The sequence below is a fragment of the Pauljensenia sp. 27098_8_83 genome, assembly GCF_041432695.1.
GTDB lineage: Bacteria > Actinomycetota > Actinomycetes > Actinomycetales > Actinomycetaceae > Pauljensenia.
The window spans coordinates 1-24,585 of the sequence record NZ_JAPWAD010000015.1 but is presented as its reverse complement, the minus strand read 5'-3'; the positions used below and the strand labels follow the sequence as shown (position 1 = coordinate 24,585).

Here is a 24,585-nt window from a genome sequence, read left to right as displayed (position 1 = left end):
CAAGCGTCACGGCGCGAGGCGTGAAGTCTCGCGTGCGAGGCAGCTAACGCCACGCGAGGGGTGGTGGCGGGACCCAGGTCCCGCCACCACCCCTCGTATTTACCTATTAATCGACGCATAAACTAACCGTCGTGGCTATTTGTAGCCTATTTTTCCTAATGACAGCCTTATGTGACCTTAAACGCTAAGAGTTCATCAGCCTCGAAAATACCGCGTGAGCGTTTCATGCTTGTCACATGGCACTGATTCAGACCAATCCCAAGCGCCGCCGCTACGGCGTCGCAGCAATCGCAGGTGTTCTCGGCGGCATCGTCTCCGCCATCGTGAAGTTCGGCTGGGAGGTGCCGCTGCCTCCGCGTACGCCCGAGCGCAACGCCACCAACCCGCCCCAGGAGCTGCTCCAGCAGCTGGGCGTCCCGGAGAGCGTCACGCACCTGTCCTACACCTTCAACGGTAACGAAGGACTCCCCTGGATCTCCTTCATCGTCCACTTCTCGTTCTCGATCGCCTTCGCGGTTCTCTACTGCGTGCTCGCCGAGCGCTTCCCGCAGATCAAGCTCTGGCAGGGTGCCGCCTTCGGTATCTTCGTCTACGTGGCCTTCCACGTCGTCCTCATGCCGCTGATGGGCACCGTCCCAGCGCCCTGGAACCAGCCCTTCGCGGAGCACTTCTCCGAATTCTTCGGCCACATCATCTGGCTGTGGGTCATCGAAGTCTTCCGCCGCGACATGCGCAACCGCATCACGCACGAGCCGGACGCCGAGTTCCCGCTCGAGGCACGCACCAACTGACGCGCGCCGCTCACGCGGACATACGGGTGGCCCCCGGAACCCTTGGGTTCCGGGGGCCACCCGCTTATCTATGCAGATCCCTGCATTCGCGATCCGTCAGCCTCGACGCCTGCGCGCCCCGGCCTCGTCAATCAGAGTCAATCAGAACGCCGGGATGACCGAGCCGTCCGACCAGGTCTGCTCGATGTACTGCTTCACCTGATCGGAGTGCAGGAGCTTCTCAAGCTTGGCGATCGCGTCAGCCTTCTTCGAATCCTTCTTCCACACGAGGACGTTCACAGCCGGGTTGTCGACCGGGGACTCGACGACGAGGGCGTCGCCGCTCAGGCTCAGGCCGCCCTCCTGGGCGAAGTTACCGTTGATGACCGCGTAGTCGAAGTCCTCGAGCGAGCGGACCAGCTGCGGGCCCTCGACCTCGTTGAAGGAGAAGTCCTTCAGCTTCGTGACGGTGTTGACGTTGACGTCGCCCTCACCCTCGGGGATGGACACGAGGCCCTGGGTGGCCAGCAGGCGCAGCGCGCGCTCCTGGTTGGAGGTGTCGGAGATGATGCCGATCGTGCCGCCGTTGGGCAGCTCGTCCAGGGACTTGTGCTTCTGGGAGAAGACGCCGAGGGGCTCGAGGTGAATACCCTCGCCGGCCTCGAAATCGTAGCCGGCCTGCTTCTCCGCGTTCTCCAGGTAGGGGACGGTCTGGTAGAAGTTGGCGTCGAGCTCACCGTCGTTGAGCGCCGTGTTGGGCTGCACGTAGTCGGTGTACTCAACGATATTGAGCTTGATGCCCTCGGCCTCGGCCAGGTTGTCGTTGATGTAGGTGAGGATCTTCGCGTGGGGCGAGGGGGTCGCGCCCACGGTCAGGGTGACGACGTCCGAGGAGGAGCTGGACGCATCGGAGGAGGTGGAGCCCGAGCCGCCGCAGGCTGCCAGGCCGAGGGAGGCAACGGCGGCCAGCGCGAGGGCCGCGAAGGAACGATGACGCATGATGTTTCTCTTTTCTGTGGTCGTCGATGGGATGGGACGAGGCCGGGGTGGCCTCGGGTGGACAAGGGTGTGCGTGCGCCTCAGCGCGAGCGGTGGTCGACCGCCCGCGAGATGAGGTCGCCGATCAGCTGGATGACCTGGACGATGATGATGATCGCGATGACCGTGGAGATCATGACGTCGTCCTGCCAGCGGTTGTAGCCGTAGTTGATGGCCATCTGGCCCAGGCCTCCGCCACCGACGGCACCCGCCATCGCGGAGTAGCCGATGAGCGTGATCGCCAGCGTCGTGATGGACTGGATGAGGGAGGGCATGGCCTCGCGGATGAGGACTCCCCAGCGAATCTGCCGGTTGGAGGCACCCATCATCTGGGCGGCCTCGACCTTGCCCGGGTCGACGGCCAGGAGGTTCGTCTCCACGAGGCGCGCGAAGAAGGGCGCGGAGAGGATGACGAGCGGCACGACGGTGGCCAGCGAGCCCGTGGACTTGCCGACGATCATCTTGGTGACCGGGATCAGCATGATGATGCCGATGATGAAGGGCAGGGAGCGCACGATGTTCACGACGAAGGACACGGCCTGGTACACGCCCTTGTTGGGGGTGAGGCCGCCCTTGCCGGTCTGGACCAGCACGAGGCCCAGCAGCGTTCCGATGATGACCGCGAAGAGCGTGGACAGGCCCGTCATCATGAGGGTCTCGAGGATCGCTGGGACGAACTTCTGGGTGAGGGCGGGGTTGTCGAGCCACGTCGGGTCGCCCTTGCCGGTAGGCTGGAGCGCCTGCGCGGCGGTCGCGGCGGCGAGGTATGCGGTGGTCATTGGGTCCTCACTTCCGCGTGAACGTTGTTCTTACGCAGCTGCTCGATAATCTTGTCGGCGTGGTACGCGGGGACGGTGAGGGCCAGGCGGCCCACCTGCACGCTGCCGAGGGACTCGAAGGTTCCCGCGGTGACGTCCGCGCCCATGGACGAGGCCAGGTGCAGCACCGTGGCACCCGTGGGCACACCCGGGTGCGACGTGAAGACGACGTCGAGGAGGACGGTGCTCTTCGTCAGGCCATCCAGGCTCGTAGCCCCGGGGGCGGGGACGGACTCCACGACGGGCATGGGGACCAGCTCGCGGGCCAGCGGGGTCGAGGGATCGGCGACGACCTCTTCGAGGGGACCGGTCTGCAGGACCTGGCCGTGGCCGAGGAGGGTCACGGAGTCACAGATCTCGCGGACGACGGCCATCTCGTGGGTAATGATGACGACGGTGACACCGGCGACGTCGCGCACGCGGCGCAGCAGGGAGAGGATCTGGGCGGTCGACTCCGTGTCGAGGGCACTCGTCGGCTCGTCGCAGAGGAGCACAGCCGGGTCGTCGGCCAGGGCGCGGGCAATGCCGACGCGCTGACGCTGGCCGCCCGACAGCTGAGACGGGTAGGAGTCGCCCCGGCCCTCGAGCCCCACGAGGGCGAGGAGTTCCTCGACGCGCTGACGGCGCTGCGCACGAGGCACGCCGGCGAGCTTGAGCGGGTAGCCGATGTTGTCGGCGGCAGTGCGAGCGTCCAGGAGGTTTGCGGCCTGGAACACCATACCGATGCGACGACGGGCGGCGCGCAGCGCGGAACCCGACAGGGTCGACAGGTCGAGGCCGTCGACGACGATGCGGCCCTCGGTGGGCTTCTCGAGCGCCGTCAGACACCTGATGAGCGTGGACTTACCCGCACCAGAACGGCCGACGATCCCGTGGATCGAACCGCGATCGACGTGCAGGTTCACCCCATCGAGCGCGACGACCTGGCCGCCGCCTTTCACGGGGTAGATCTTGGACACCCCGGTGAGGTCAATCATGTGCTTCTCCGTTACTGGGCCCCGCGGCCCGCATCATCAGCATATGAGGGCCAGCGGCGCCAGCGCTCGGAATGCTGTTACAAAACTCCGTATCGTGGCTAAACCCTCACCGAACAGCCCACATCGCGGCTGTAGTTACGCGGAAAACTCCCTATCCGGCGCAAGCGATACCCACGAGCGCCCTGCATCCCCTCTTCCATCCCCTCTTCCATCCCCTCTTCCATCCCCTCCTCCTGCATCCCCTCCTCCTGCATCCCCTCCTCCTCCCTGATCCCGCCCCCGGCCTCGTCCCCCACCCCCAAAAGTCGCATGCAATTTGGCTACCCTTACTTTTCTTAGGACCCGAGAAAGCGTTGCAATCCCAACGATCACAATTCAAATTCTGAAATAGACGCAGGGGAATTGCATGCGACATTTTTGGGTAAGGATAAGCGCGGGTCTGTGCGAACATCCGGCCTCACCCGCCCAGCCTCGCCCGCCCGACCTCATCCCCCTTCCCGACCTCGCCCCCAAAAGTCGCATGCAATTTGGCTACCCTTACTTTTCTTAGGACCCGAGAAAGCGTTGCAATCCCAACGATCACAATTCAAATTCTGAAATAGACGCAGGGGAATTGCATGCGACATTTTGGGTAAGGATGAGCGCAGGCCAGGCCTGTGCTCAGTCGCGCGCAATGGCTGATAACAAGCAAAGCCAGATAACAAACAGAGCCAGATAACAAGCAGAGCCCGGAACGCCCCGACGAGGCTCACGCGACGGCGATGCCCGCGAGCGCCGCTCCCCAGGAGGCCGCCCAGGTACCCAGCGCGAGCGCCAACGAACGTCCTCGGAATCCGTCGGCCCACAGGGTCACAGCGTCCACGAGAGCGGTCGAGAACGTCGTGAAGCCACCGAGGAACCCCGTCGACACGATCGGCATGATGCTCGCTGGGGCAAGCTGCGTTGCCACCCCGGCCAGGAAACACCCGATCACGTTCACCACCAGGATGCCGAGCTTCGCCCCCGCCGGGTCACCCCACGAGTCCAGGGCGCGCTGCACACCTCGATCCAGCCAGAAGCGGGCGCACGCGCCCACGCCGCCAGCCAGGGCCACAAACAGGAACGTCACCGGGCTCACGCTCGCTCCCCCTCGTCGTTCACGGACGTCGCAGAAACCGAGGAGGCAGCTGAGGCCGCCGAGGGGCCGCACAGCCACTCCCCCACGCGCATCCCCACCCAGGCGCACGCTCCGCCCAGGGCGAGGAGACCCAGGGACTGAGAGACGGCCTCGACAATGCCGTTGAGCGACACGTAGCCCACCGACGCGACAATGTACGTCCCGTACGTGGTGAAAGCGCCCGCGAAACCAGTGCCAACCAGGAGCTTCAGAGTCTTCAACGACGCCGGATCCCCCGCGCCGCGCGCGAGGCGCCCCGCCACCCACGTGGCCAACGCGCCCAGCAGGAACGCGCCCACCACGTTGACCGTCAGCGTCGACCACGACAGGAAAAGGCCGGGCACGGGCGAGGCCTTCGCCACCTCATCCAAGCCGGCGCGCGCAGCCGTCCCCACGACGCCACCCACGAAAACCGCCACCCAGTCGGGCACTCGAAAACTCACCATGCACCCACTGTACGCCTGCGACCCTAGCGCCCGGGGAGGCGGATCCCGGGAGGCCGCCACGGCCTCGTACACTGGGCGCATGACGAACACCGGACGATTCGCGCCTTCCCCCACGGGCGACTTCCACCTGGGCAACCTGCGCACCGCGATCCTCGCGTGGGCGTGGGCGCGCGCGACCGGGCGGCGGTTCGTCCTGCGCATCGAGGACATCGACCGGGAACGCGCCGGGTCCGCGGGGCGCCAGATCGAGGACCTGCAAGCGATCGGCATCGACTGGGACGGCGAACCCCTCATCCAAACCGCACGGGCCGACGCGCACGAGGCCGCCCTGGCGTCGCTGGCCGCGCGCGGCCTCATCTTCGAGTGCTACTGCACGCGCCGCGACATCCGCGAGGCCGCCTCCGCGCCGCACGTGCCGCCCGGCCACTACCCGGGCACATGCCTGTCGTTGAGTGAGTCGGAGCGCGACGAGAAGCGCGCGTCTTTGGCCGCATTGGGGCGCAAGCCCGCGCTGCGCCTCGCCGCGCCATCACCCGAGTGGACCGTGTTCGATGAGCTGCACGGCTCCTACACCGGGCCCGTCGACCACTTCGTCGTGCGCCGCGCCGACGGCGTGCCCGCCTACAACCTGGCAGCCGTCGTCGACGACGCCTACCAGGGCGTCGACCAGGTCGTGCGCGGCTTCGACCTGCTCTCCCAGGCACCCGCGCAGGCGCAGCTCGCGCACCTGCTCGGGGCACCCGAGCCGACCTACGCGCACGTGCCCCTCGCGCTCGCGCCCTCGGGGGCGCGCCTGGCCAAGCGCGACGGCGCGGTCACGCTCGCCGATTTACGAGGCCTGGGCTGGTCCACCGCCGACGTCGTTTCTTTTATCGGGTCGTCCCTGGGAGTGCCCGGGGCGCGTTGCGCCTCCGACATCGCGGATGCGCTGGGGATTTCCGGATTGCGTTCCTTGTCGACCGAGCCGTGGGTCGTGACGCCGCCCAGTTCCTGAGGTTTTGCTTCGTACGCCCTGCCGGGTTGCTCTGTTTGCCCTGCCGGGCCGGGCTGCTTGATGTGCCCGTGGGCGGCGGCCCGCCCGCTCACCGTCCGCGCCGCGAGCTTCGCTCGGCGCGTCGACTCGTTGTCCGGCCAGGCCCCGCCACCGCCCACGGGCACTGCAGCCAGGCCCTCCGGCACCCTCCACACCAGTGGCGCCTGGTGGCTGATCGGTTGCTCGGAGCGTCGCCTCGTTCTCCACCCTGGCCCGCGGCCCAACGGCACCACAGCCAGGCCCGACCACCATCCCGTAGGCCTCGCATCCCTCATCGCCGGGTCTACCACCAATTTCGCATGCAATTCCCTCGCAATTGTTTCAAACTATGAATTCACAGCGTTGGAATTGCAACGTTTTCACACTTTGTTGAATCTTCACCAAATCGAATTGCATGCGAAATTTATGGAGCCGGGCCCCGCCACCGCCGCGAGCTTCGACGGTGGGACCATTCGGCGATGCAGCCGCTTCCGATCGTGCGGCTAACCCTGTGCATGTGCTGCCACCCCTGCAGTGCTCTGCGTCTGAGCACTATCCGGATAGGTTATGCACACGTGGATAGGTTATGCGCATCCGGATAGGTTAATAAGCTATCCGGATGCTCGTTACCTATCCGCCTGCTCGTTACCTATCCGCGTACGTATTGACGCCTGGGAGCTGCCCACCCACGGGCGCGGTGACCAGTCCCAACATCTCACCGCTGTGCTCCACGAGTTGCGCAGCGGCCTCCAACCGGGCCGCGGGACAAAACTCTCCCCGCTCAGCTTGCTCGCAGCCAAAACGGGACAAAACTCTCCCTGCATGCGCAAAACGACCCAAAATGCGCGTATTTTGGCGAGCAGGGCGAATTTTGTCACGCAAGCACCCCCAACCGGCCACGCCGGGCGAATTTTGTCACGGAATACGCTCCACAGCGGCAATGCCGGACGAGTTCCGTCTCGCCTTCAGCTGCGCGGCCGCGCGTTAACCCTTGAAAGTGCGCGTGAACCCCTTGATACGCACCTAAACCACTAGACATGCACGTGGGCGGCGCTGCCCGCACACATGTCGTCGGGCCCAGGTGCAGGTCATCGGGCCTGCATGCGCCAGGGGCCCATACACAGGGCTTGACGCAGTATTCACAGGAACGAGGCAAACACAACCAACTAAAACACCGACTTTCCCGCGCAACAAAGCCGAAAAGTCACCCCTCTAGCAACACGTAGTGTCCTATAACCCTCCTATAACCCCGGTCCTCGCCGCAAACGCGTGGACACCACGGGCATGAAAAAAGCACTCCCGAAGGAGTGCTTTTTAAAAATGCAGAACCCCCACCGGTGGATCGCACCGAGGGGGGCCGCTGCGCGCCCGAAGGGACTCGAACCCCCAACCTTCTGAACCGTAATCAGATGCTCTATCCATTGAGCTACGGGCGCTTTGCCGTTTGGCTGGGTATAAGCTTACACGCTCTTCATCAGGATGCAAAATCAAGAGTCATGACCTGAACCACACTGAAGGAGCACGTGCTTCAGCCGACCAAGATCGAGCAGCATATACAAAGATCCTCCGCGCACCCGGCAGCGCACCCTTATCCTTGCTGCATTCCTGCCCTGGGGAGGTTCGGATGATACCGTCACGCGGAGGACCGGCCCCCAGCATACACGTTTTCACCCGGCGCGCGCAGCTGCGGCGACCATGCCGCGGAACACTACGGGCACGAAACACTACGGGCACGAAACACCGCAGACCCCGAACACCGCGGGCACGGACGCACACCCGGCCGTCACGCAGGCTTACCCATCGGCCACACCAGACACTCCGATGCCGACAGGCCTACCCTGACACCATGAGCGACATCATCATTCCCGGCATCGGCTCGCTGGAGCCCGCACCCGCACTGGACAATCTGAATCTGCTCGCGCCGCCGGTCGCGGCCGCTCTCACCGCACTGGCCGAGCACGGGGTGGCCACGGCCTCGTCGGCCCTCGTCGTCGCGATCGACCCTGAGCTGGCGGACACGGAGGTCATGACGCGCGAGTTCGGCATGGATCTGGCGCTGTCGTCGAACTGCATCCTGGTGGCGGGCAAGCGCGCGGGCGAGGAGCGGATCGCGGCGTGCGTCGTGCGCGCGACGACGAACGCTGACGTCAATCACGTGGTGAAGAAACGCCTCGACGTGCGCAAGGCGAGCTTCTGGCCGCAGGACCGCGCGGTCGAGGCGTCGGGCATGGAGTACGGCGGCATCACGCCGGTGGGCGTGCCCGGCTCGTGGCGTCTCCTCATCGATTCGGCGTGCGCGGTCGGCTGGAGCTGCATCGGCTCGGGCCTACGCCGCTCGAAGCTGTTCGTGACGGGCGAGGTCCTCGCCGCGCTCCCGGGAGCGGAGATCGTCGAGGGGCTCGGAGTCTAAGGGGACGAGGCCGGGGCCGGCTTCGAGACACAGGGCCAGGCTACGGTGCCCGCGGGCGGCGGCAGGGCCTGGCCACTCACAGCGACATGCCCCGCCCGATTGGAGGCCGCCGCGAGGCCTGCGGGGCCTGGCCGGGCTTCGAGGCGACGCGCCGAGCCGAAGGCTCGCGGCGCGGACGACTCGCGGGCGGGCAGGACTCGCGGCGGCCGGAGATCAGGCGGGGTACAAGCAACAAAACCCCGGAACCTGGGCAGGTTCCGGGGTCCGGTGGCGGAGGATGGGGGATTCGAACCCCCGAGGGCTTGCACCCAACACGCTTTCCAAGCGTGCGCCATAGGCCACTAGGCGAATCCTCCGTGCACATCGTGCCGGACAATCATAAGCGAAAAAAGCCTCCCAGCGCCAATCCTGGCCAATGGACCAGATCACAGGCCCGGAATCCCACGAAAAACCGCGCGCCCAGGCAAGCAGGCAAACAGGCAAGCAGGCAAGCAGGCAAGCACACACCCACACCTTCCTCGGATCACCCAGGCAATTCAGTGGCATCGAAACCGCGGGCGCGCGCCAGCTCGACCACTGCCTGCCTGGCTGCACCCGCGAAGGCCGACCCCCAAGGCAGCCCCGGCCTCGTGCGAATCAGAAGAGCCCGAGCGCGTAGATGGACAGGCCAATGAAGACGAGGATGCCGTCGTAGACGAGGGCGGCGATGGCCTCGCGTGAGCCGATGCGCTCGGGGAGGGACTGCGCCTGGACCAGAGCGATGACCGCGAGAACGATGCTGATGACGAGGGTGAAGCCGAAGAACCCGAAGACGCCGAACCAGAGGGCGACTTTCGCCATGGGGTTCCTGATGGGCTTGGGGGAAGTGTAGCCGCCGTCGGCGAAGACCTCCTGGATGTCGACGTATTCCGTGCCCGGGAACCTACTGTACGAGGCCGGGACGCCCTGGCGGATGACGCTCTCGGGGGCGTAGCCGTAGCGGTCGCCGGGGGCGGCAGTTGGCGAGGCAGTGTCCGGGTTCGCCCAGGGCACCCTGGAGACTGTGGGGGCGAGGTTCGGGGACGGCTGGCTCATGTGCTCCACTATTCCATAACAGCAGGGGCGTGCACCACACTTTGGCCGCTCGTGGGGTTTAGGCGTGGCGAAACCTGCGGATACAGGGGCAAACGCGCTACCCTGTTATTCCGACCGGTACGGCCATCCTGCCCATCAACTGATCGGATTTGTACGCTTATGAGCGAAACGAAGACTTCGCTGTTCCGTTGGAAGCTTCACGGTAACGGCACGTCCATTAATCCCGGTGACGTCGTCCTCCCGGGTGAGCGACTGTCGTGGCCGCGCACTATTGGCATTGGCGCCCAGCACGTGGTCGCAATGTTTGGTGCGACGTTCCTTGTTCCGTTGTTGACGGGTTTCCCTCCGTCGACAACGCTTTTTTTCACCGCGATCGGCACCCTGCTGTTCTTCCTGATCACGGCGGGCCGTCTGCCCTCGTACCTGGGTTCCTCGTTCGCCCTGATCACCCCGATCACCGCCGTGTCGAGCACTCTCGGGTCTTCGTACGCGCTCGGCGGCATCATTGCGACGGGTGCGACGCTGGCTACGGTTGGTTTGATCGTTCACTTCGCGGGCGTGCGCTGGATTGACGCGGTCATGCCGCCCGTGGTGACGGGTGCGATTGTGGCTCTCATCGGCCTGAACCTGGCACCTGCCGCGTGGAACTGGGTGAAGGAAGGCCCGATCACTGCTGTTGTGACGATCGTGTCGATCTGCCTCGTGACGGTGCTCTTCAAGGGCATCCTGGGCCGCCTGTCGATCCTGATCGGCGTGCTGATCGGCTACGTGGCCGCGATTCTTCAGGGTCAGGTCGACTTCTCGACCGTGAGCAAGGCCGCTTGGATCGGCTTCCCCGAGTTCCAGGCTCCTAGCTTTGCCCCCTCGACCCTGGGCTTGTTCCTGCCGGTCGTGTTCATCCTGGTCGCGGAGAACGTCGGCCACGTGAAGTCTGTGTCCGCGATGACGGGTGAGAACATGGACGACCTGACGGGACGCGCGCTCATGGCGGATGGCCTGTCCACGATGCTGGCCGGCAGCGGCGGCGGTTCGGGTACGACGACCTACGCGGAGAACATCGGCGTCATGGCGGCGACCCGCGTGTACTCGACGGCCGCGTACTTAATCGCGGCTGGTGTTGCCCTGGTTCTGTCGATGCTACCGAAGTTCGGCGCGCTGATTGCGACGATTCCTCCGGGCGTCCTCGGCGGTGCGGGCACGGTCCTGTACGGCATGATCGGCATGCTGGGCGTGCGTATTTGGGTGCAGAACCGCGTGGATTTCTCCAACCCGGTGAACCTGAACACCGCTGCGGTCGCGTTGATCGTCGCGATTGCGAACTTCACGTGGAAGATCGGCGACATGTCCTTCGAGGGCATCGCGCTGGGTACCGCCTCGGCTCTGCTGATCTACCACGGCATGCGCCTGATTTCGAAGCTACGCGGCACGAACCTGGAGGCTGCGACGCCCGCGTCCGCACCGTCGGGTTCGGAGTTGGAAGGCGAGGCGTATTCGAAGCGCCATCGCTCCCCCGCGCCGCAGGCTGAGGCCTGATCTGACGCTTTCATTGACGAGGCCGGGGCTCGGCCACTCGCTCACCGCGCGGTGAGAGGTGGGTTGGGCCCCGGCCTCGTTTATCTCTCCCAATTCCGCACGTAATTCCCCAGCGATGCCGAGAATCCGATCAGCACGAACCGCGGAATTTCAACGCTTGTGCGCCCACTTATAAAATGACCGCCTGAGAATTACGTGCGACTTTTGGGTGAGCGGAGGCCACACGAATCGACCCCGCAATAAAAGTCCCTACACATCAGTCGCTAGCACCTCCGTCTCCGCGCAGCTCGTCGAGCATGCCCGCCGTGATAATGCCCGAGGGCAGGGCGACGACCGCGACGCCCATGAGCGAGGAGATCATGGCGATGGTGCGCCCCACGTCGGAGGAGGGGTAGAGATCGCCGTAGCCGACGGTCGTGAGGGAGACGACCGCCCAGTACACGGCGTCAAAAAACGTGTTGAAGGTGTCCGGCTCGACGTTGAAGATCACGAGAGCGCTCACGAGAATGTACGCGATCGCCAGGCAGAGGACGGCGAGCAACGCTTCCCGTTGCTTCTCGAACACGGCGGCGATCGCAGAGGCGCTCTTCGAGTAGCGGATGAGCTTGAAGGCACGCAGCGCACGGAACAGGCGCAGGACTCGCAGCGTGCGCAGCGCGTCATTGAGGGCGTTGAAGACAGGCAGGATCGACAGCAAGTCGATGATCGCCATGGGGGTGAAGGGATAGATCAGGAACGACAACGCGCCCTTGCCGATCTTCAGATCCGCCGTCGCCCATCGGGCCAGGTAGTCAACGATGAAGACGAGGACGCACGCATACTCGATTGTTTCGAGGATGGGGCTGGATCCTTTGAAGCACAGGGGCAGGAGGCTCGCGACGATGAGGATGGTCATGACGCGCCCGTACCACATTGCCGCTCTCCCATCGCCATTGAGCAGGGAGTAGAGACGGTTCCGCATCCGCGTCGTCCTTCCTCGATACGCACGTGCCACTCCGCTATGCGCGCCGCCACGCATCCGCCGAGGCTCGAAGCGAGAACACGATCACGCCTCTCGCCTCTACAACGCACTGTAGCACTGGGCTTGGGCGGCTTGGCAGGACCGGCGCACAGCCAGATTCCCTCTGACACTCACGACTCAGACGTGCACATATGTCATCCGTCGGCGCACAAATTTCCGCTGACAAAAACCATACGTGTTAATTGTTTACGTGTAAGGTAGTGGACATGGCAACATGTGCACCCTCGCTATTCACAGCGCTAATTCACACGGAAATGCACGCCTGGAACGCGGTCGAATCCGCCCTCTCCGAGGCGGGAAACGCGCTCACGCTCGGCCGTTTCCTCGTCCTGCGCACGGTCCGCGACACCCCCGCGTGCCGCATCCAGGAGGTCGCCGCGAGCCAGGGCATCACCCTGGGAGCGGCCTCGCGCCTCGTGGATCGCCTCCACCGAGACGGGCTCGTGCACCGCACCCCATGCGAGCACGACCGGCGCGCAATAATCCTGACGGTGACGGAAGAGGGCCTGGCACACCTTGAGAAGGCCTGCATGATCGTCGAGACGGAGCAGGAACGCCTCTTCGCGCCACTGTCCACAGCCCAGCGCGAGGAGCTGACGCGCAGCCTCGCGCTCATCACCGAGGCCGCGAAGGAGCGCGCATGATTCGCTTCGACCACGTCTCCAAGACGTACCCGGGCGGCACACGAGCCGTCGACGACTTTTCCCTCACCGTCGAGCAGGGTTCCACGACCGTCTTCCTGGGCACCTCGGGCTGCGGCAAGACGACGCTCATGCGGATGGTGAACGCGATGGTCACCCCGACCTCGGGCACGGTGTTCGTGCGCGGGGAGGACGTGGCGGGCGAGGATCCGGTGCGCCTGCGCCGCTCGATCGGCTACGTCCTGCAGGAGGGCGGCCTCTTCCCCCACCGAAGCATTGCCGACAATATCGCGACGGTCCCGCGCCTGGAGGGCACCACGAAGCAGGCCTCCCGCGAGCGCGCGCTCGAGCTCCTGAGTCTGGTGGGCCTCGATGATGAGATGGCGCAGCGCTACCCCGCTCAGTTGTCGGGTGGGCAGCGTCAGCGCGTGGGCGTGGCCCGGGCTCTGGCCAATCGCGCGGACATCCTGCTGATGGACGAGCCCTTTGGCGCGCTGGATCCGATCGTGCGCGCGGAGCTGCAGCGCGAGCTAAAGGAGATCCAGCGGGCGCTGGGTACGACGATCCTCTTCGTCACGCACGACGTGGACGAGGCGTTCACGCTGGGCGACCAGGTCGCCGTCCTCTCGACGGGTGGCCGCATCGAGCAGGTGGGCACGCCCTCAGAGCTGCTCTCCTCCCCCGCGTCGCCGTTCGTCGCGGAGTTCGTGGGCGCCTCGCGCGCCGCGCGCCCGGTGCGCATCGCCGGGCCGGGCGGCCTGGTCGTCGACGAGGCCGGAACCCCCGTGGGCACACTCGCCGCCGACAAGGCCGGGGATCGTCCGTGACCTGGCTGTCCTCGAACTGGGGGGTCATCGGCTCCCTGACGCTCGCACACCTGTGGACCGCCCTCCCAGCGATCGCACTGTCAGTGCTGTTTTCCGTGACGATCGCTCGCTGGGCGGCGTTTTCGCGCCGCGGCGGCTGGGTCCTGTCGGCCTTGTCGGCGCTGTACGCGGTGCCGTCGCTGCCACTCCTAATCGTCATTCCGGTGATCGTGGGGGTTACGCTACGCTCGCCCGCCAACATGGTGATTGTCCTGACGCTGTACGGCGTGGCGGTGCTGGTGCGTCAGGTCGCCGAGGGTTTCCGCGCGATTCCGCGCGCGACCCTGCGGGCGGCGAACGCGTGCGGCTATTCCCTGCCCAGGCGCTTCGTCGAGGTGGAACTGCCGCTGGCGACGCCCGTCATCGTGGCGGGCACGCGCGTGGTTGCCACGTCGACCGTGTCGCTCGTGACCGTGGGTGCGTTTATCGGGGTGCGCTCGCTGGGCACGCTGTTCACTGACGGTTTTCAGCGCGGCCTCGTCGCCGAGGTCGTGGCCGGCTTGGTCGCGACGGTCCTCCTCGCGCTCGTTATCGATGCGCTGATCCAGGGAATCGGCTGGGCTCTCACCCCGTGGACGAGGAGGGGGCTGGCATGAGCATTCTCCTCGACGCCCTGAAATGGCTGACGGTGCCCGCACACTGGCTGGGCGAGTCCGGGATCCTGATGCGGGCCGCGCAGCACCTGGGCCTCACGCTCCTGATCGTGGCGCTCGCTGCGCTAATCGCGCTGCCGCTGGGCACGTGGATCGGGCATACGGGCAGGGGCCGCTGGCTGGTGAGCGCGACGGGCGCGGCCCGCGCGGTTCCCACCCTCGGCGTCCTGACGCTGGCGGGCCTGTGGCTGGGCATCGGCCTGGCGGCTCCGACCCTGGCGCTCTTGATCCTGGCGATCCCGCCGCTCCTGTCGGCGACCTACTCGGGCATCGCCTCGACGCCGCGCTCGACCGTGGATGCGGCGCGCGCGATCGGGCTGACCGAGCCCCAGGTGCTGACGCAGGTCGAGGCCCCGCACGCGGCCGGCCTCGTGGCGGCGGGCGTGCGTTCGGCGACGCTCCAGGTGATCGCGACGACGACGCTCGCAGCATACACAGCGAACTACGGCCTCGGCCGCTTCCTCTACGAGGGGCTGAAGACCCGCGACTACGCGGAGATGATCGGCGGCGCGATCATCGTCGTCGCCCTCGCCCTGGCGACCGACGCGCTCCTGGCACTGGTGGCGCGACGCCTTCGCGCCCGCACCCATTCTTTCTCAGACAACGAGAACAACTCACTCAAGGAGTCACGATGAAACGCACGATGATGACGATGGCCGCTATCGCCGCTTCCGCCCTGGCGCTGGCCGCCTGCGGTTCTGCAGAGTCGGTCGGCGGTAACGCGAGCACCGGAAGTTCGGACAGCGGCCAGACGACGCTCGTCGTAGGGTCGCAGGACTACTACTCGAACGAGATCATCGCCGAGGCCTACGCACAGGCGCTCGAGGGCGCCGGGTTCGCAGTCGACCGCCAGATGCGGATCGGCCAGCGCGAGGTCTACATGCCCGAGCTTGAGGCCGGCTCGATCGACGTCTTCCCCGAGTACACGGGCAACCTCCTGCAGTACCTGGATCCCAATGCGACCGCACGCTCCTCCGACGAGGTGTACGACGCGCTGCGCAGCGCCCTTCCCGATGGCTTGCGCGCCCTCGAGCAGGCGGGCGCGACCGACCAGGATTCCTACGTGGTGACGACAGACTTCGCGCAAGAACACTCGCTCACCTTGATCGGCGACCTCGCGAACGCGGGCACGCTGACGCTGGGCGGCAATTCGGAGCTGCGCACGCGCCCCTACGGCCCGACCGGACTGTCCGACGTCTACGGAGTGACCGTCAACTTCACCCCGATCGAGGATTCGGGCGGCCCCCTCACGGTCAAGGCCTTGAAGGACGGCGACATCCAGCTCGCGAACATCTACTCGTCCGACCCGGCGCTCGCGGACGGAAGCCTGACGGTCCTGACGGACCCGAAGGGCTTGTTCCTGGCTTCGCACGTGGTACCCCTGGCCTCGTCGCGGGTCAGCGACGACGCGACCGCGGTCATCAACAGGGTGAGCGAGGCGTTGGACGTGCAGGATCTCATCGAGATGAACCGGGAGTCGACGGTCGAGCAGAAGTCCGCCTCTCAGATCGCCCACGACTGGCTGATCTCGGAGGGGCTGCTCTCCTGAGCGCTCTTCTCGGGACGGGGCCGGGGCCGGGTGTGTGCGCACGCTCAGCCCCGGCCTCGGCGCATGAATGCTTGGTCACAACATGCCCGTTTTTATGTGACCCACACCATTATTTGACCTTCTTTTTACGTTTGTAACCAAAATGTAATGCGCACATGATGGACATCTTTCGTGTCTTCCAGGCATCAGGGGTTACTCTCGGACCATACCTGAGGGCACCGCCCCCAGTTCCACCCATCAACCAGGAGGAAGAATCCATGAACCTGAAGAAGGCATGGCTCGTCATCCCCGCGGCTGCTGCGCTCGCTCTGACCGCCTGCGCCGGCGGCGGCTCCACGTCCTCGTCCGGCTCCGCCGACAAGGTCGTCACCACGAACGGCTCCGAGCCCCAGAACCCGCTCCTGCCGGGCCTGACCAACGAAAACGGCGGCGGCAAGATCCTGTCCGTCCTGTTCAGCCAGCTCGTCCGCTACGACACCGACGGCAAGGCCATCCTCGACGTCGCCGAGTCCATCGAGCCCAACGAGGACGCGTCCGAGTGGACCATTAAGCTCCACAACGACCGCAAGTTCTCCGACGGCACCCCCGTCCAGGCCCACAACTTCATCAAGGCCTGGAACCTGATCACCTCGAAGCAGCAGCAGCAGGCTGCCTTCTTCACCATCTTCGAGGGCACCGACGACGAGGGTAACGGTGAGATCACCGGCCTGACCGAGGTCGACGACTACACCTTCACCGCGAAGCTGAAGAACCCCACCTCGGACTTCGTTTCCCGCCTGGGCTACGTCGCCTACGCGCCGCTCCCGGACTCCACGCTGGCTGACCCCGACGCCGGCGGCCAGGCCCCCGTGGGCAACGGCCCCTACAAGATGGCCTCGGCCGACGCGTGGGAGCACAACGTCAAGTTCACCGCCGTCCCCAACGAGAACTACGTGGGTGACACCAAGGCCCAGAACGACGGCGTGACCTTCGTCTTCTACTCGAGCCTCGATGCCGCCTACCAGGACCTGTCCTCCGACTCCGTGGACGTCATCGACGCCGTGCCGGCCTCCGTGTTCGCCACCTACGAGTCCGAGCTCTCCGGCCGCACCGTGAACCAGCCCTACGCTGGCGCACAGTACTTCACGATCCCGCAGTACCTGCCCCACTTCTCCGGTGAGGAAGGCCAGCTGCGTCGCCAGGCCATCTCGATGGCCGTCGACCGTGAGACCATCGTGAAGACCATCTACAACGGCACCCGTACCCCCTCCAAGGACTTCACCGCTCCGACGCTCGAGGGCTACGACGCCAACGTCTCCGGCAACGAGGTCCTGACCTACAACCCCGAGAAGGCCAAGGAACTGTGGGCCAAGGCCGACGCCATCTCCCCGTGGGACGGCACCTTCACCATCGCCTACAACTCTGACGGTGGCCACAAGGAATGGGTCGACGCGACCGCCAACTCCATCAAGAACACCCTGGGCATCGACGCTGAAGGCAACCCCTTCGCCGACTTCAAGTCCCTGCTCGACGCAGAGGACAAGGGTGAGATGACCGGCGCGTTCCGTAACGGCTGGCAGGGCGACTACCCGGCGCTGTACAACTTCCTGCAGCCCCAGTTCGCCACCGGCGCCGACGCCAACAAGGGCAAGTACTCCAACAGCGAGTTCGATTCCCTGGTGACCCAGGCGTCCTCCGCCACCAGCAGCGCCGAGGCCGCGAAGATCCTCGAGCAGGCTCAGACCATCCTGCTGCGCGACATGCCGGCCATTCCGCTGTGGTACACCAACGCCAACGGCGCATGGTCCAAGAACGTCGACAACGTCAAGTTCGACTGGAAGGGTCAGCCCGTGTTCTACCAGATCACCAAGAAGTGATCACGCAAGGGTAACCTCGCCACAGGGGCGGGCGGCGCGAGCCGCCCGCCCCTCGCGTATCTCCACCGGCCTCGCAGCCATCAGAGCAGCTCAACAAGAGGCCTCCCCGCACGCATTGACGCGGCACACACTTTTATCCCCAAAAGGCCCAAAGGGTTTGATACGGCAGACAAATACAGAGACTGATACGCCATTTGCCCATTCTTTACCCTATGATGGGTCCATAGTCGGCCTCGCATACGAGGCTCCGCCAGGGATCGGAACCCCTCCCTCCCACGACACGAACACTAAAGGATTGTCCATGCTCCGCTACATCGGACGGCGACTCCTCCAGACCATCCCGGTCTTCTTCGGAGCCACCTTTCTGATCTTCGCGATGGTCTACCTGATGCCAGGTGACCCCGTCGCCGCACTCGGTGGCGACCGCGGCCTCTCCGAGGCCGCCGCCGCGCAGATCCGCGCCCAGTACAACCTGGACAAGCCCTTCTGGATGCAGTACCTGCTGTACCTCAAGGGAGTCTTCACACTCGACTTCGGCACCGCGTTCAACGGCCAGAAGGTCACGTCCATCATGGCGACCGCCTTCCCGACGACCGCGAAGCTCGCCATCTACGCCCTCGCCATCGAGACCTTCCTCGGCATCGCCCTCGGCGTCGTCGCAGGCATGCGCCGCGGCAAGTGGTTCGACTCCACCATCCTCGTTGTCTCCCTGCTGCTGATCTCCGTCCCCACCTTCGTCCTGGGCTTCGTCCTCCAGTACGTCCTGGGCGTGCAGCTGGCGATCCTGCCGACCACGGCCTCGGCCTCCGTCGACCTGCGCAGCCTCACCATGCCAGCCATGGTGCTCGGCGGCGTCTCCCTGGCATACGTCATCCGCCTAACCCGCCAGTCCGTCTCCGAGAACGTCTCCGCCGACTACGTGCGCACCGCGCGCGCCAAGGGCCTCTCCGGTGGCATCGTCATGACGCGCCACATCCTGCGCAACTCCCTCATCCCCGTCGCCACGTTCATCGGCGGCGACCTCGGCGCCCTCATGGGCGGCGCAATCATCACCGAGGGTATCTTCAACATCCACGGCGTCGGCGGCACCCTGTGGAGCGCCATCATCAAGGGCGAACCCCAGACCGTCGTGTCAGTGACAACAGTGCTCGTGCTGGTCTACATCATCGCGAACCTGATCGTCGACCTCCTGTACGCCGTGCTCGACCCGAGGATCCGCTATGAGTGACCAGATTCCTTCCGCCAACATCGCCCGCACCCGCGCGGGCCAGGACCACTACGTCTCCGACATCGACGAGACCGGCCTCGGTGCCGTCGACGCGGTCGCCGACGAGGGCGCGCCCTCATCCATGTGGGGCGAGGCCTGGAAGCGCCTGCGCCGCCGCCCGACCTTCTGGATCGCCGCGGCCATCATCGCGCTCGCCGCGCTCCTCGCCCTCTTCCCGTCGCTCTTCACCGCGACCGACCCGAAGTTCTGCGAGCTCTCCTCGTCGCTGGCTGGCCCCTCCGCGGGTCACCCCTTCGGCTTCGACAAGCAGGGCTGCGACATCTACGCCCGCGTCGTCTACGGCGCCCGCGCGTCCGTGTCCGTCGGCATCCTCACGACCATCGCGGTCGTGCTCATCGGCGGCACCGTCGGCGCACTCGCCGGCTACTTCGGCGGCTGGTTCGACGCCCTGCTCTCGCGCATCACCGACGTGTTCTTCGCGATCCCGCTGCTCCTGGCCGCGATCGTGTTCATGCAGATGTTCAAGGGCTCGCGCTCCATCTTCATGGTCGTCATCGTCCTGTCCATGTTCGGCTGGACCTCCATCGCGCGCATCACCCGCGGTTCGGTCCTGAGCGCCAAGAACGAAGAGTTCGTCACCGCGGCCCGAGCAACCGGTGCCTCCCGCGCGCGCATCCTCATGAGCCACATCATCCCGAACTCGATGGCCCCCATCATCGTGTACGCAACCGTCGCACTGGGCACCTTCATCGTGTCCGAGGCCTCCCTGTCCTTCATGGGCATCGGCCTGCCGACCTCGGTCGTCTCCTGGGGCGCTGACATCTCGTCCGCCCAGACGTCCCTGCGCACCAACCCGATGGTCCTGTTCTACCCGGGCGCGGCCCTGGCCATGACCGTCCTCAGCTTCATCATGATGGGCGACGCCGTGCGCGAAGCCCTCGACCCGAAGGCACGCAAGTGAGCGAAACGAACACCCCCCAGCTCTCCGACAAGGAGATGGAAGAGGTCGTCGAACGAGCCGTCGCCCCCAGCGCGGCCCCGGCCTCGTCCGACATCCACCCGGACGACGCGCAGCCCCTGCTCAAGATCACGGACCTGGAGGTCACCTTCACCTCCTCGACCGGCGTCGTCCCCGCCGTGCGCGGCGCGAACCTGACCATCTACCCCGGCCAGACCGTCGCCATCGTCGGCGAGTCCGGCTCCGGTAAGTCCACGACCGCCGCCGCCGTCATCGGCCTCCTGCCGGGCACCGGCAAGGTCGCGGGCGGAACCATCGAATTCGACGGCCGCGACATCACCCACCTGACCACCAAGCAGTGGGTGGAACTGCGCGGCTCCGGCATCGGCCTCGTCCCCCAGGACCCGATGAGTAACCTCAACCCCGTGCTCCGCGTGGGCACGCAGGTCAAGGAAGCCCTCGTCGCGAACAACGTCGTGCCTCGCTCCGAGGTCGGCCAGCGCGTCACCGCCCTCCTCGAGGAAGCCGGCCTGCCCGACGCGGAACGCCGCGCCAAGCAGTTCCCGCACGAGTTCTCCGGCGGTATGCGCCAGCGCGCCCTCATCGCCATCGGCATGGCCGCGCACCCCAAACTGCTGATCGCCGACGAGCCGACCTCCGCCCTGGACGTCACCGTCCAGCGCCGCATCCTCGACCACCTCGGCAAGCTGACCGCCGAGATGGGCACCGCCGTGCTGTTCATCACGCACGACCTCGGCCTCGCCGCCGAGCGCGCCGAGCAGCTCGTCGTCATGCACCGCGGCCGCATCGTCGAATCCGGTCCCGCCCTGGAGATCCTCCAGCACCCCCAGCACCCCTACACGAAGCGCCTCGTGTCCGCCGCGCCCTCCCTGGCCTCGGCGCGCATCGAGTCCGCCCACGCGCGCGGCATCTCGGTCACCGAAGAGGAGCTCACCGGCTCCGGCAAGGGCGCGACCTCCACGGACGCCATCATCCGCGCCGAGCACCTCACCAAGGAATTCGACATCCGCGGCGCCAAGAAGGGCCAAGACACCTTCCTGGCCGTCGACGACGTGTCCTTCGAGCTGCGCCGCGGCACGACCCTCGCGGTCGTCGGCGAGTCCGGCTCCGGCAAGTCCACCGCCGCGAACATGGTGCTGCAGCTCCTGACGCCGACGGAGGGCAAGGTCTACTTCGACGGCGAGGACACCTCGCAGATGAGCGAAGGCGAACTCTTCCGCCTGCGCCGCCGCCTCCAGGCCGTGTTCCAGAACCCCTACGGTTCGCTGGATCCCATGTTCTCGATCTACCGACTGATCGAGGAGCCCCTCAAGATTCACGGGTACGGCACCCTGGAGTACGCGCGCGCCGAAATCAAGCGCGCCGAAGCCACAGGCCGCGAGCCCGAGGAGTGGATGCGCGTCCTCGTCGAGGCCGCCGACGCGAAGCGTTCGCTGACGGCCGCCGAGAAGCGCGAGTTCAACCCGAAGAAGCTGCGCATCGCGCGCGCTTCCGAGCTGCTCGACATGGTGGCTCTGCCGCGTAGCGCCATGCGCCGCTACCCGAACGAGCTCTCCGGCGGCCAGCGCCAGCGCGTGGCCGTGGCCCGCGCCCTCGCGCTCAACCCGGAGGTCATCGTCCTGGACGAGGCCGTGTCCGCCCTGGACGTGCTGGTGCAGAACCAGATCCTGTACCTGCTCAACGACCTGCAAGCGCAGCTGGGCCTGTCCTACCTGTTCATCACGCACGACCTGGCCGTTGTCCGCCAGATCGCCGACGACGTGATCGTCATGGAGAAGGGCAAGCTCGTCGAGGCCAACACGACGGACGAGCTGTTCAACAACCCGGTCCAGGACTACACGCGCGAGCTGATCGAGGCCGTCCCCGGCCGCAACATCCAGCTCAACCTGTGAGCAACTGACACACGCGAGGGGCCCGAGGCGCTGCGGCGCTTCGGGCCCTTTGCTGTGTGCTGCCGGGTTGCTTGGCCCGATTGATGGTGTTGCTTGTGGCCCCACGGGTGTTCCGGGCGCCGCAGCCTGGCCCCGCGGTCCCTCCGGCGCCCTCCACACCAGTGGGGCATAGTGTACTGACGTGTGGCTTGGCGCGTCGGATCGTTGTTCGGCCAGGCCCCGCCACCGTCCACGGGTGCCGCAGCCTCGCACTGGCACGCGGCATGGGGGCCTCGGCCTCGTCGACGCACTCCACGGCCGCCACCGCCACTTCCAGCGAGCCTGAGTGAAAGAAATATCGCCCCAGCAGGGCGCCCAACCGCTTGACTTGCGTCCTCAGTGAAAGAAATATCGCCCCTGCTCGCCCACAATGGGCAAAATACAGCGTTTTTCGGCGTGCCGGGGCGAAGAATATTTCACGGCACCCCACAACACCTCACGCAGGGGCGGTATTTCTTTCACCACAGCTCCACCCCTGCCCCACAGGCGGGACAAAAATCGCCCTGCTCGGCTCCATCAGCGTCCAGGCGGGACAAAACTCACCCAGCACGCACAAAACGCGCCAAAAAGGGCTATTTCGGGCGAGCAGGGCGAGTTTTGTACCGGAAGTGGCCCCGCGCAGCTCGAGCAGGGCGAATTTTGTACCGGCAGCGGCCCTACGCGGTCCTTGGCGGCGAGTATTGCCTCACCTCGGCACCGCCCGTGTCTCCAGTTGCCGACCTCCCGCCACCCACGGGCGCCGCAGCCTGGCCCGGGGGTCCCTTCGGCGTCCTCCGCGCTCTTAGCGGTGGGGGTTTTGCACTACACGAAGCCTTCCGGGGGTGTGTCACCGGCGTGTCGGAGCCTCATGTAGTGCAATTCCCCCCGTTTGGCGGCGATGAGGCCGCGACTCACAGCAGTATGGTGCCCAAAGTGCAGTCCACCTCGGCAAAAACCGGCGAAAACGGGCTGTCGTGGGCGAGGTGGTCTACGTTTTGGGCACACAGGTGTCTGGCACGGTGCATGTGCTCGCAGGTGAGCCCATTATTCCGAGTGCCTACCCGATAGATCGCACGTTCACCCGCTGACCTGCACGTTCACCCGCTGACCTGCACGTTCACCCGCTGACCTGCACGTTCACCCGCTGACCTGCACGTTCACCCCTCAACATGCGCGTGGGCGGAGCCGCCCACGCGCATTACTGCGACCGGAACACTCATTTGGGGCTCCGCAGCGCCATCAGTAGCAAAGCTCACAGCATGGTGAATTTATTGCTAGTATATGGGACATATATGGGTACGGATCGCTACGACGTTGCATAGACGGAGGTATTCGGATGGCTCAGTATCAATTACAGCCTAACGAGGGGGTTGTGCTCCAAAAGACGGGCATCTGCTACGAGCCCAATAGGATCGGCACCGCTTACACAGACGAACTAATTCTGACCAACCTCAATCTTATTCACGTCCGCAAGGGTATCTTCATGGGGACGAAGGGCGTTCGTTACATTCCCCTGAATCAGGTCAAGGTGATTGGCGGCAAGTGCCAGGCACTTGTGGGGAAAGCGCGGAACGGAACCGCTGTTCTGCAGATTTACACGCAGCAGGGTATCGAGGAATTTGCGTTTCAGACCAAAGCAAAGAAGAACTCCGGCATTTGGGCGAACGAGATCAGCCGCTTGGTAACCGGCAGGGATTCTGAGAATGCACTCGAAAGCCAGGATGCACCCGAATATGACTTCGAGGATACGGTCGTTGGCCAGCTTAGGGACGCATTTGGTGAAGTCGGTGCTGCCTTCGGCTTCGGATTCGGCAAATCGGGCCAACAGCAGAAAAGCTCTGTCGAGCGTGTTTCGACAAAGTGCTCCGGTTGCCACGCCCCAATTACGGGCGTAAAGGGCAAGACCGCCGTATGCAAGTATTGCGACACCGAGCAAGTGCTCTAAGAAGGTGAGATTGACATGGGACTTATAAAAGCAGCAACTGATTCACTAGGCGGAACCCTTGCCGACCAATGGCTTGACCTGATAACCGCTGGCTATTTCGACGAGCACACCGTTGTCGCTCCGGGCGTTCTGAAGTCCACCAACAACGGGCGCGGAAGCAATCTCCTCGGCTCGCAAGGCGTGATCTCAAACGGTTCCAAGATTTTCGTACCAGAAAACACCGTGGCGTATATCTTCAGCCAGGGAGGCATCGAGACCGTAGTGTCCGAGCCCGGTCCATACGAATACCAAGACGGCGAATCCAGTGTCTTCAGCGGCGGCAACTCGGATTCGCTCTTCCGACAGCTGGGCGACCGATTCTCCCATGGCGGAATCAGCTCATCCGAAAAGCGCATAGCATTCGTGAATCTTCGCGAGATTCGCGACATCAAATTCGGCACCAGAGGCCCACAGGTCTACAATGACCATTACTACGAATGCGACCTTGAGATATACGCCTATGGCGGATTCTCCGTTAAGGTCGTCGACGCCGATAAGTTCATTCGCAACTTCGTACCGGCGAACGTCAGCAGCTACACATTCGACGACCCCAAAGCTCGTGGCCAGATGGTTTCCGAATTTCTGCAGTCGTTCATCGTTGCGCTAAATGGCATGTCGAGCACATATCGAATCTCCCAGCTGCCGGCACAGGCGGTCGAGATTG

22 protein-coding genes, 2 tRNA genes and 1 other RNA gene are annotated in these 24,585 nt (G+C 65.1%); 15 read left to right on the top strand and 10 right to left on the bottom strand.

Annotated elements, in window-relative coordinates:
- The first annotated feature begins 236 nt into the window (after positions 1-236).
- Positions 237-791: a YagU family protein gene (locus tag O3656_RS06740; RefSeq protein ID WP_500063215.1), complete on the top strand. Its 555-nt coding sequence runs from the start codon at positions 237-239 to the stop codon at positions 789-791.
- A gap of 141 nt (positions 792-932) precedes the next feature.
- On the opposite strand, the gene O3656_RS06735 is transcribed toward O3656_RS06740, so the two are convergent.
- From O3656_RS06735 to O3656_RS06715, 5 genes are all read right to left on the bottom strand, one after another.
- Positions 933-1,769 (bottom strand): MetQ/NlpA family ABC transporter substrate-binding protein, encoded by an 837-nt coding sequence (locus tag O3656_RS06735; protein ID WP_500063214.1) that lies wholly within the window; start codon positions 1,767-1,769, stop codon positions 933-935.
- 80 nt (positions 1,770-1,849) lie between these two features.
- Entirely contained in the window at positions 1,850-2,587 is a 738-nt protein-coding gene (locus O3656_RS06730; RefSeq protein WP_500063213.1) for a methionine ABC transporter permease, read from the bottom strand.
- Complete coding sequence (locus tag O3656_RS06725; protein WP_500063212.1) at positions 2,584-3,603, bottom strand: methionine ABC transporter ATP-binding protein; 1,020 nt, start codon at positions 3,601-3,603, stop codon at positions 2,584-2,586. Before O3656_RS06725 ends, O3656_RS06730 begins: the two co-directional genes overlap by 4 nt.
- Before the next feature lie 748 nt (positions 3,604-4,351).
- Positions 4,352-4,720: a fluoride efflux transporter FluC gene (locus tag O3656_RS06720; protein ID WP_500063211.1), complete on the bottom strand. Its 369-nt coding sequence runs from the start codon at positions 4,718-4,720 to the stop codon at positions 4,352-4,354.
- Positions 4,717-5,205 (bottom strand): fluoride efflux transporter FluC, encoded by a 489-nt coding sequence (locus O3656_RS06715; RefSeq protein ID WP_500063210.1) that lies wholly within the window; start codon positions 5,203-5,205, stop codon positions 4,717-4,719. The genes O3656_RS06720 and O3656_RS06715 overlap by 4 nt, the downstream gene beginning before the upstream one ends.
- Positions 5,206-5,284: 79 nt before the next feature.
- On the opposite strand from O3656_RS06715, the gene gluQRS reads away from it, so the two are divergent.
- Complete coding sequence (gene gluQRS / locus O3656_RS06710) at positions 5,285-6,199, top strand: tRNA glutamyl-Q(34) synthetase GluQRS (RefSeq protein ID WP_500063209.1); 915 nt, start codon at positions 5,285-5,287, stop codon at positions 6,197-6,199.
- A 1,381-nt stretch (positions 6,200-7,580) separates the two neighbouring features.
- Here the strand turns inward: gluQRS and O3656_RS06705 are convergent.
- Positions 7,581-7,653, bottom strand: a tRNA-Arg gene (locus O3656_RS06705).
- A 118-nt stretch (positions 7,654-7,771) separates the two neighbouring features.
- Positions 7,772-7,867, bottom strand: an RNA gene (gene ffs, locus O3656_RS06700) — signal recognition particle sRNA small type.
- Positions 7,868-8,063: 196 nt separating this feature from the next.
- Here ffs and O3656_RS06695 point away from each other — a divergent pair.
- Entirely contained in the window at positions 8,064-8,627 is a 564-nt protein-coding gene (locus O3656_RS06695; protein WP_500063208.1) for a YbaK/EbsC family protein, read from the top strand.
- A gap of 268 nt (positions 8,628-8,895) precedes the next feature.
- Here the strand turns inward: O3656_RS06695 and O3656_RS06690 are convergent.
- Positions 8,896-8,983: transfer RNA gene (locus O3656_RS06690), tRNA-Ser, on the bottom strand.
- Between the two features lie 280 nt (positions 8,984-9,263).
- Entirely contained in the window at positions 9,264-9,701 is a 438-nt protein-coding gene (locus O3656_RS06685; RefSeq protein ID WP_500063207.1) for a hypothetical protein, read from the bottom strand.
- Positions 9,702-9,860: 159 nt separating this feature from the next.
- Here O3656_RS06685 and O3656_RS06680 point away from each other — a divergent pair, with 159 nt between their 5' ends.
- A complete protein-coding gene (locus O3656_RS06680; RefSeq protein WP_500063206.1) occupies positions 9,861-11,234 on the top strand; it encodes a uracil-xanthine permease family protein in 1,374 nt (457 codons plus the stop codon).
- Between the two features lie 256 nt (positions 11,235-11,490).
- Here the strand turns inward: O3656_RS06680 and O3656_RS06675 are convergent, their stop codons facing one another.
- Positions 11,491-12,195: an ion transporter gene (locus O3656_RS06675; RefSeq protein ID WP_500063205.1), complete on the bottom strand. Its 705-nt coding sequence runs from the start codon at positions 12,193-12,195 to the stop codon at positions 11,491-11,493.
- A gap of 314 nt (positions 12,196-12,509) precedes the next feature.
- Between O3656_RS06675 and O3656_RS06670 the strand changes: the two genes are divergently transcribed.
- From O3656_RS06670 to O3656_RS06620, 11 genes are all read left to right on the top strand, one after another.
- Positions 12,510-12,899, top strand: coding sequence for a MarR family winged helix-turn-helix transcriptional regulator (locus O3656_RS06670; RefSeq protein ID WP_500063204.1), 390 nt, complete (start codon positions 12,510-12,512; stop codon positions 12,897-12,899).
- Positions 12,896-13,723, top strand: coding sequence for an ABC transporter ATP-binding protein (locus O3656_RS06665; protein ID WP_500063203.1), 828 nt, complete (start codon positions 12,896-12,898; stop codon positions 13,721-13,723). The genes O3656_RS06670 and O3656_RS06665 overlap by 4 nt, the downstream gene beginning before the upstream one ends.
- On the top strand, positions 13,720-14,358 hold the full coding sequence (locus O3656_RS06660) for an ABC transporter permease (protein ID WP_500063202.1): 639 nt from the start codon (positions 13,720-13,722) through the stop codon (positions 14,356-14,358). The genes O3656_RS06665 and O3656_RS06660 overlap by 4 nt, the downstream gene beginning before the upstream one ends.
- On the top strand, positions 14,355-15,050 hold the full coding sequence (locus tag O3656_RS06655) for an ABC transporter permease (RefSeq protein ID WP_500063201.1): 696 nt from the start codon (positions 14,355-14,357) through the stop codon (positions 15,048-15,050). The genes O3656_RS06660 and O3656_RS06655 overlap by 4 nt, the downstream gene beginning before the upstream one ends.
- Positions 15,047-15,964, top strand: coding sequence for an ABC transporter substrate-binding protein (locus O3656_RS06650; protein ID WP_500063200.1), 918 nt, complete (start codon positions 15,047-15,049; stop codon positions 15,962-15,964). Before O3656_RS06655 ends, O3656_RS06650 begins: the two co-directional genes overlap by 4 nt.
- A gap of 257 nt (positions 15,965-16,221) precedes the next feature.
- On the top strand, positions 16,222-17,820 hold the full coding sequence (locus O3656_RS06645; RefSeq protein ID WP_500063199.1) for a peptide ABC transporter substrate-binding protein: 1,599 nt from the start codon (positions 16,222-16,224) through the stop codon (positions 17,818-17,820).
- Between the two features lie 301 nt (positions 17,821-18,121).
- Entirely contained in the window at positions 18,122-19,048 is a 927-nt protein-coding gene (locus O3656_RS06640; protein ID WP_500063198.1) for an ABC transporter permease, read from the top strand.
- Positions 19,041-20,009 (top strand): ABC transporter permease, encoded by a 969-nt coding sequence (locus tag O3656_RS06635; RefSeq protein WP_500063197.1) that lies wholly within the window; start codon positions 19,041-19,043, stop codon positions 20,007-20,009. Before O3656_RS06640 ends, O3656_RS06635 begins: the two co-directional genes overlap by 8 nt.
- On the top strand, positions 20,006-21,919 hold the full coding sequence (locus O3656_RS06630) for a dipeptide ABC transporter ATP-binding protein (RefSeq protein WP_500063196.1): 1,914 nt from the start codon (positions 20,006-20,008) through the stop codon (positions 21,917-21,919). Before O3656_RS06635 ends, O3656_RS06630 begins: the two co-directional genes overlap by 4 nt.
- A gap of 1,354 nt (positions 21,920-23,273) precedes the next feature.
- The gene (locus tag O3656_RS06625) at positions 23,274-23,882 is read left to right on the top strand and encodes a hypothetical protein (protein WP_500063195.1); all 609 of its coding nucleotides are present in this window, start codon (positions 23,274-23,276) and stop codon (positions 23,880-23,882) included.
- Between the two features lie 15 nt (positions 23,883-23,897).
- On the top strand, positions 23,898-24,585 hold a 688-nt coding region (locus O3656_RS06620), incomplete at its 3' end, for an SPFH domain-containing protein (RefSeq protein ID WP_500063194.1).

What these genes read in the sequence shown, in the direction of transcription:
- O3656_RS06740 (WP_500063215.1), top strand. Translation starts at nt 237, where the DNA reads ATGGCACTGATTCAGACCAATCCCAAGCGCCGCCGCTACGGCGTCGCA.
- O3656_RS06735 (WP_500063214.1), bottom strand. Translation starts at nt 1,769, where the DNA reads ATGCGTCATCGTTCCTTCGCGGCCCTCGCGCTGGCCGCCGTTGCCTCC.
- O3656_RS06730 (WP_500063213.1), bottom strand. Translation starts at nt 2,587, where the DNA reads ATGACCACCGCATACCTCGCCGCCGCGACCGCCGCGCAGGCGCTCCAG.
- O3656_RS06725 (WP_500063212.1), bottom strand. Translation starts at nt 3,603, where the DNA reads ATGATTGACCTCACCGGGGTGTCCAAGATCTACCCCGTGAAAGGCGGC.
- O3656_RS06715 (WP_500063210.1), bottom strand. Translation starts at nt 5,205, where the DNA reads ATGGTGAGTTTTCGAGTGCCCGACTGGGTGGCGGTTTTCGTGGGTGGC.
- gluQRS (WP_500063209.1), top strand. Translation starts at nt 5,285, where the DNA reads ATGACGAACACCGGACGATTCGCGCCTTCCCCCACGGGCGACTTCCAC.
- O3656_RS06695 (WP_500063208.1), top strand. Translation starts at nt 8,064, where the DNA reads ATGAGCGACATCATCATTCCCGGCATCGGCTCGCTGGAGCCCGCACCC.
- O3656_RS06685 (WP_500063207.1), bottom strand. Translation starts at nt 9,701, where the DNA reads ATGAGCCAGCCGTCCCCGAACCTCGCCCCCACAGTCTCCAGGGTGCCC.
- O3656_RS06680 (WP_500063206.1), top strand. Translation starts at nt 9,861, where the DNA reads ATGAGCGAAACGAAGACTTCGCTGTTCCGTTGGAAGCTTCACGGTAAC.
- O3656_RS06675 (WP_500063205.1), bottom strand. Translation starts at nt 12,195, where the DNA reads ATGCGGAACCGTCTCTACTCCCTGCTCAATGGCGATGGGAGAGCGGCA.
- O3656_RS06670 (WP_500063204.1), top strand. Translation starts at nt 12,510, where the DNA reads ATGCACGCCTGGAACGCGGTCGAATCCGCCCTCTCCGAGGCGGGAAAC.
- O3656_RS06665 (WP_500063203.1), top strand. Translation starts at nt 12,896, where the DNA reads ATGATTCGCTTCGACCACGTCTCCAAGACGTACCCGGGCGGCACACGA.
- O3656_RS06655 (WP_500063201.1), top strand. Translation starts at nt 14,355, where the DNA reads ATGAGCATTCTCCTCGACGCCCTGAAATGGCTGACGGTGCCCGCACAC.
- O3656_RS06650 (WP_500063200.1), top strand. Translation starts at nt 15,047, where the DNA reads ATGAAACGCACGATGATGACGATGGCCGCTATCGCCGCTTCCGCCCTG.
- O3656_RS06645 (WP_500063199.1), top strand. Translation starts at nt 16,222, where the DNA reads ATGAACCTGAAGAAGGCATGGCTCGTCATCCCCGCGGCTGCTGCGCTC.
- O3656_RS06640 (WP_500063198.1), top strand. Translation starts at nt 18,122, where the DNA reads ATGCTCCGCTACATCGGACGGCGACTCCTCCAGACCATCCCGGTCTTC.
- O3656_RS06635 (WP_500063197.1), top strand. Translation starts at nt 19,041, where the DNA reads ATGAGTGACCAGATTCCTTCCGCCAACATCGCCCGCACCCGCGCGGGC.
- O3656_RS06625 (WP_500063195.1), top strand. Translation starts at nt 23,274, where the DNA reads ATGGCTCAGTATCAATTACAGCCTAACGAGGGGGTTGTGCTCCAAAAG.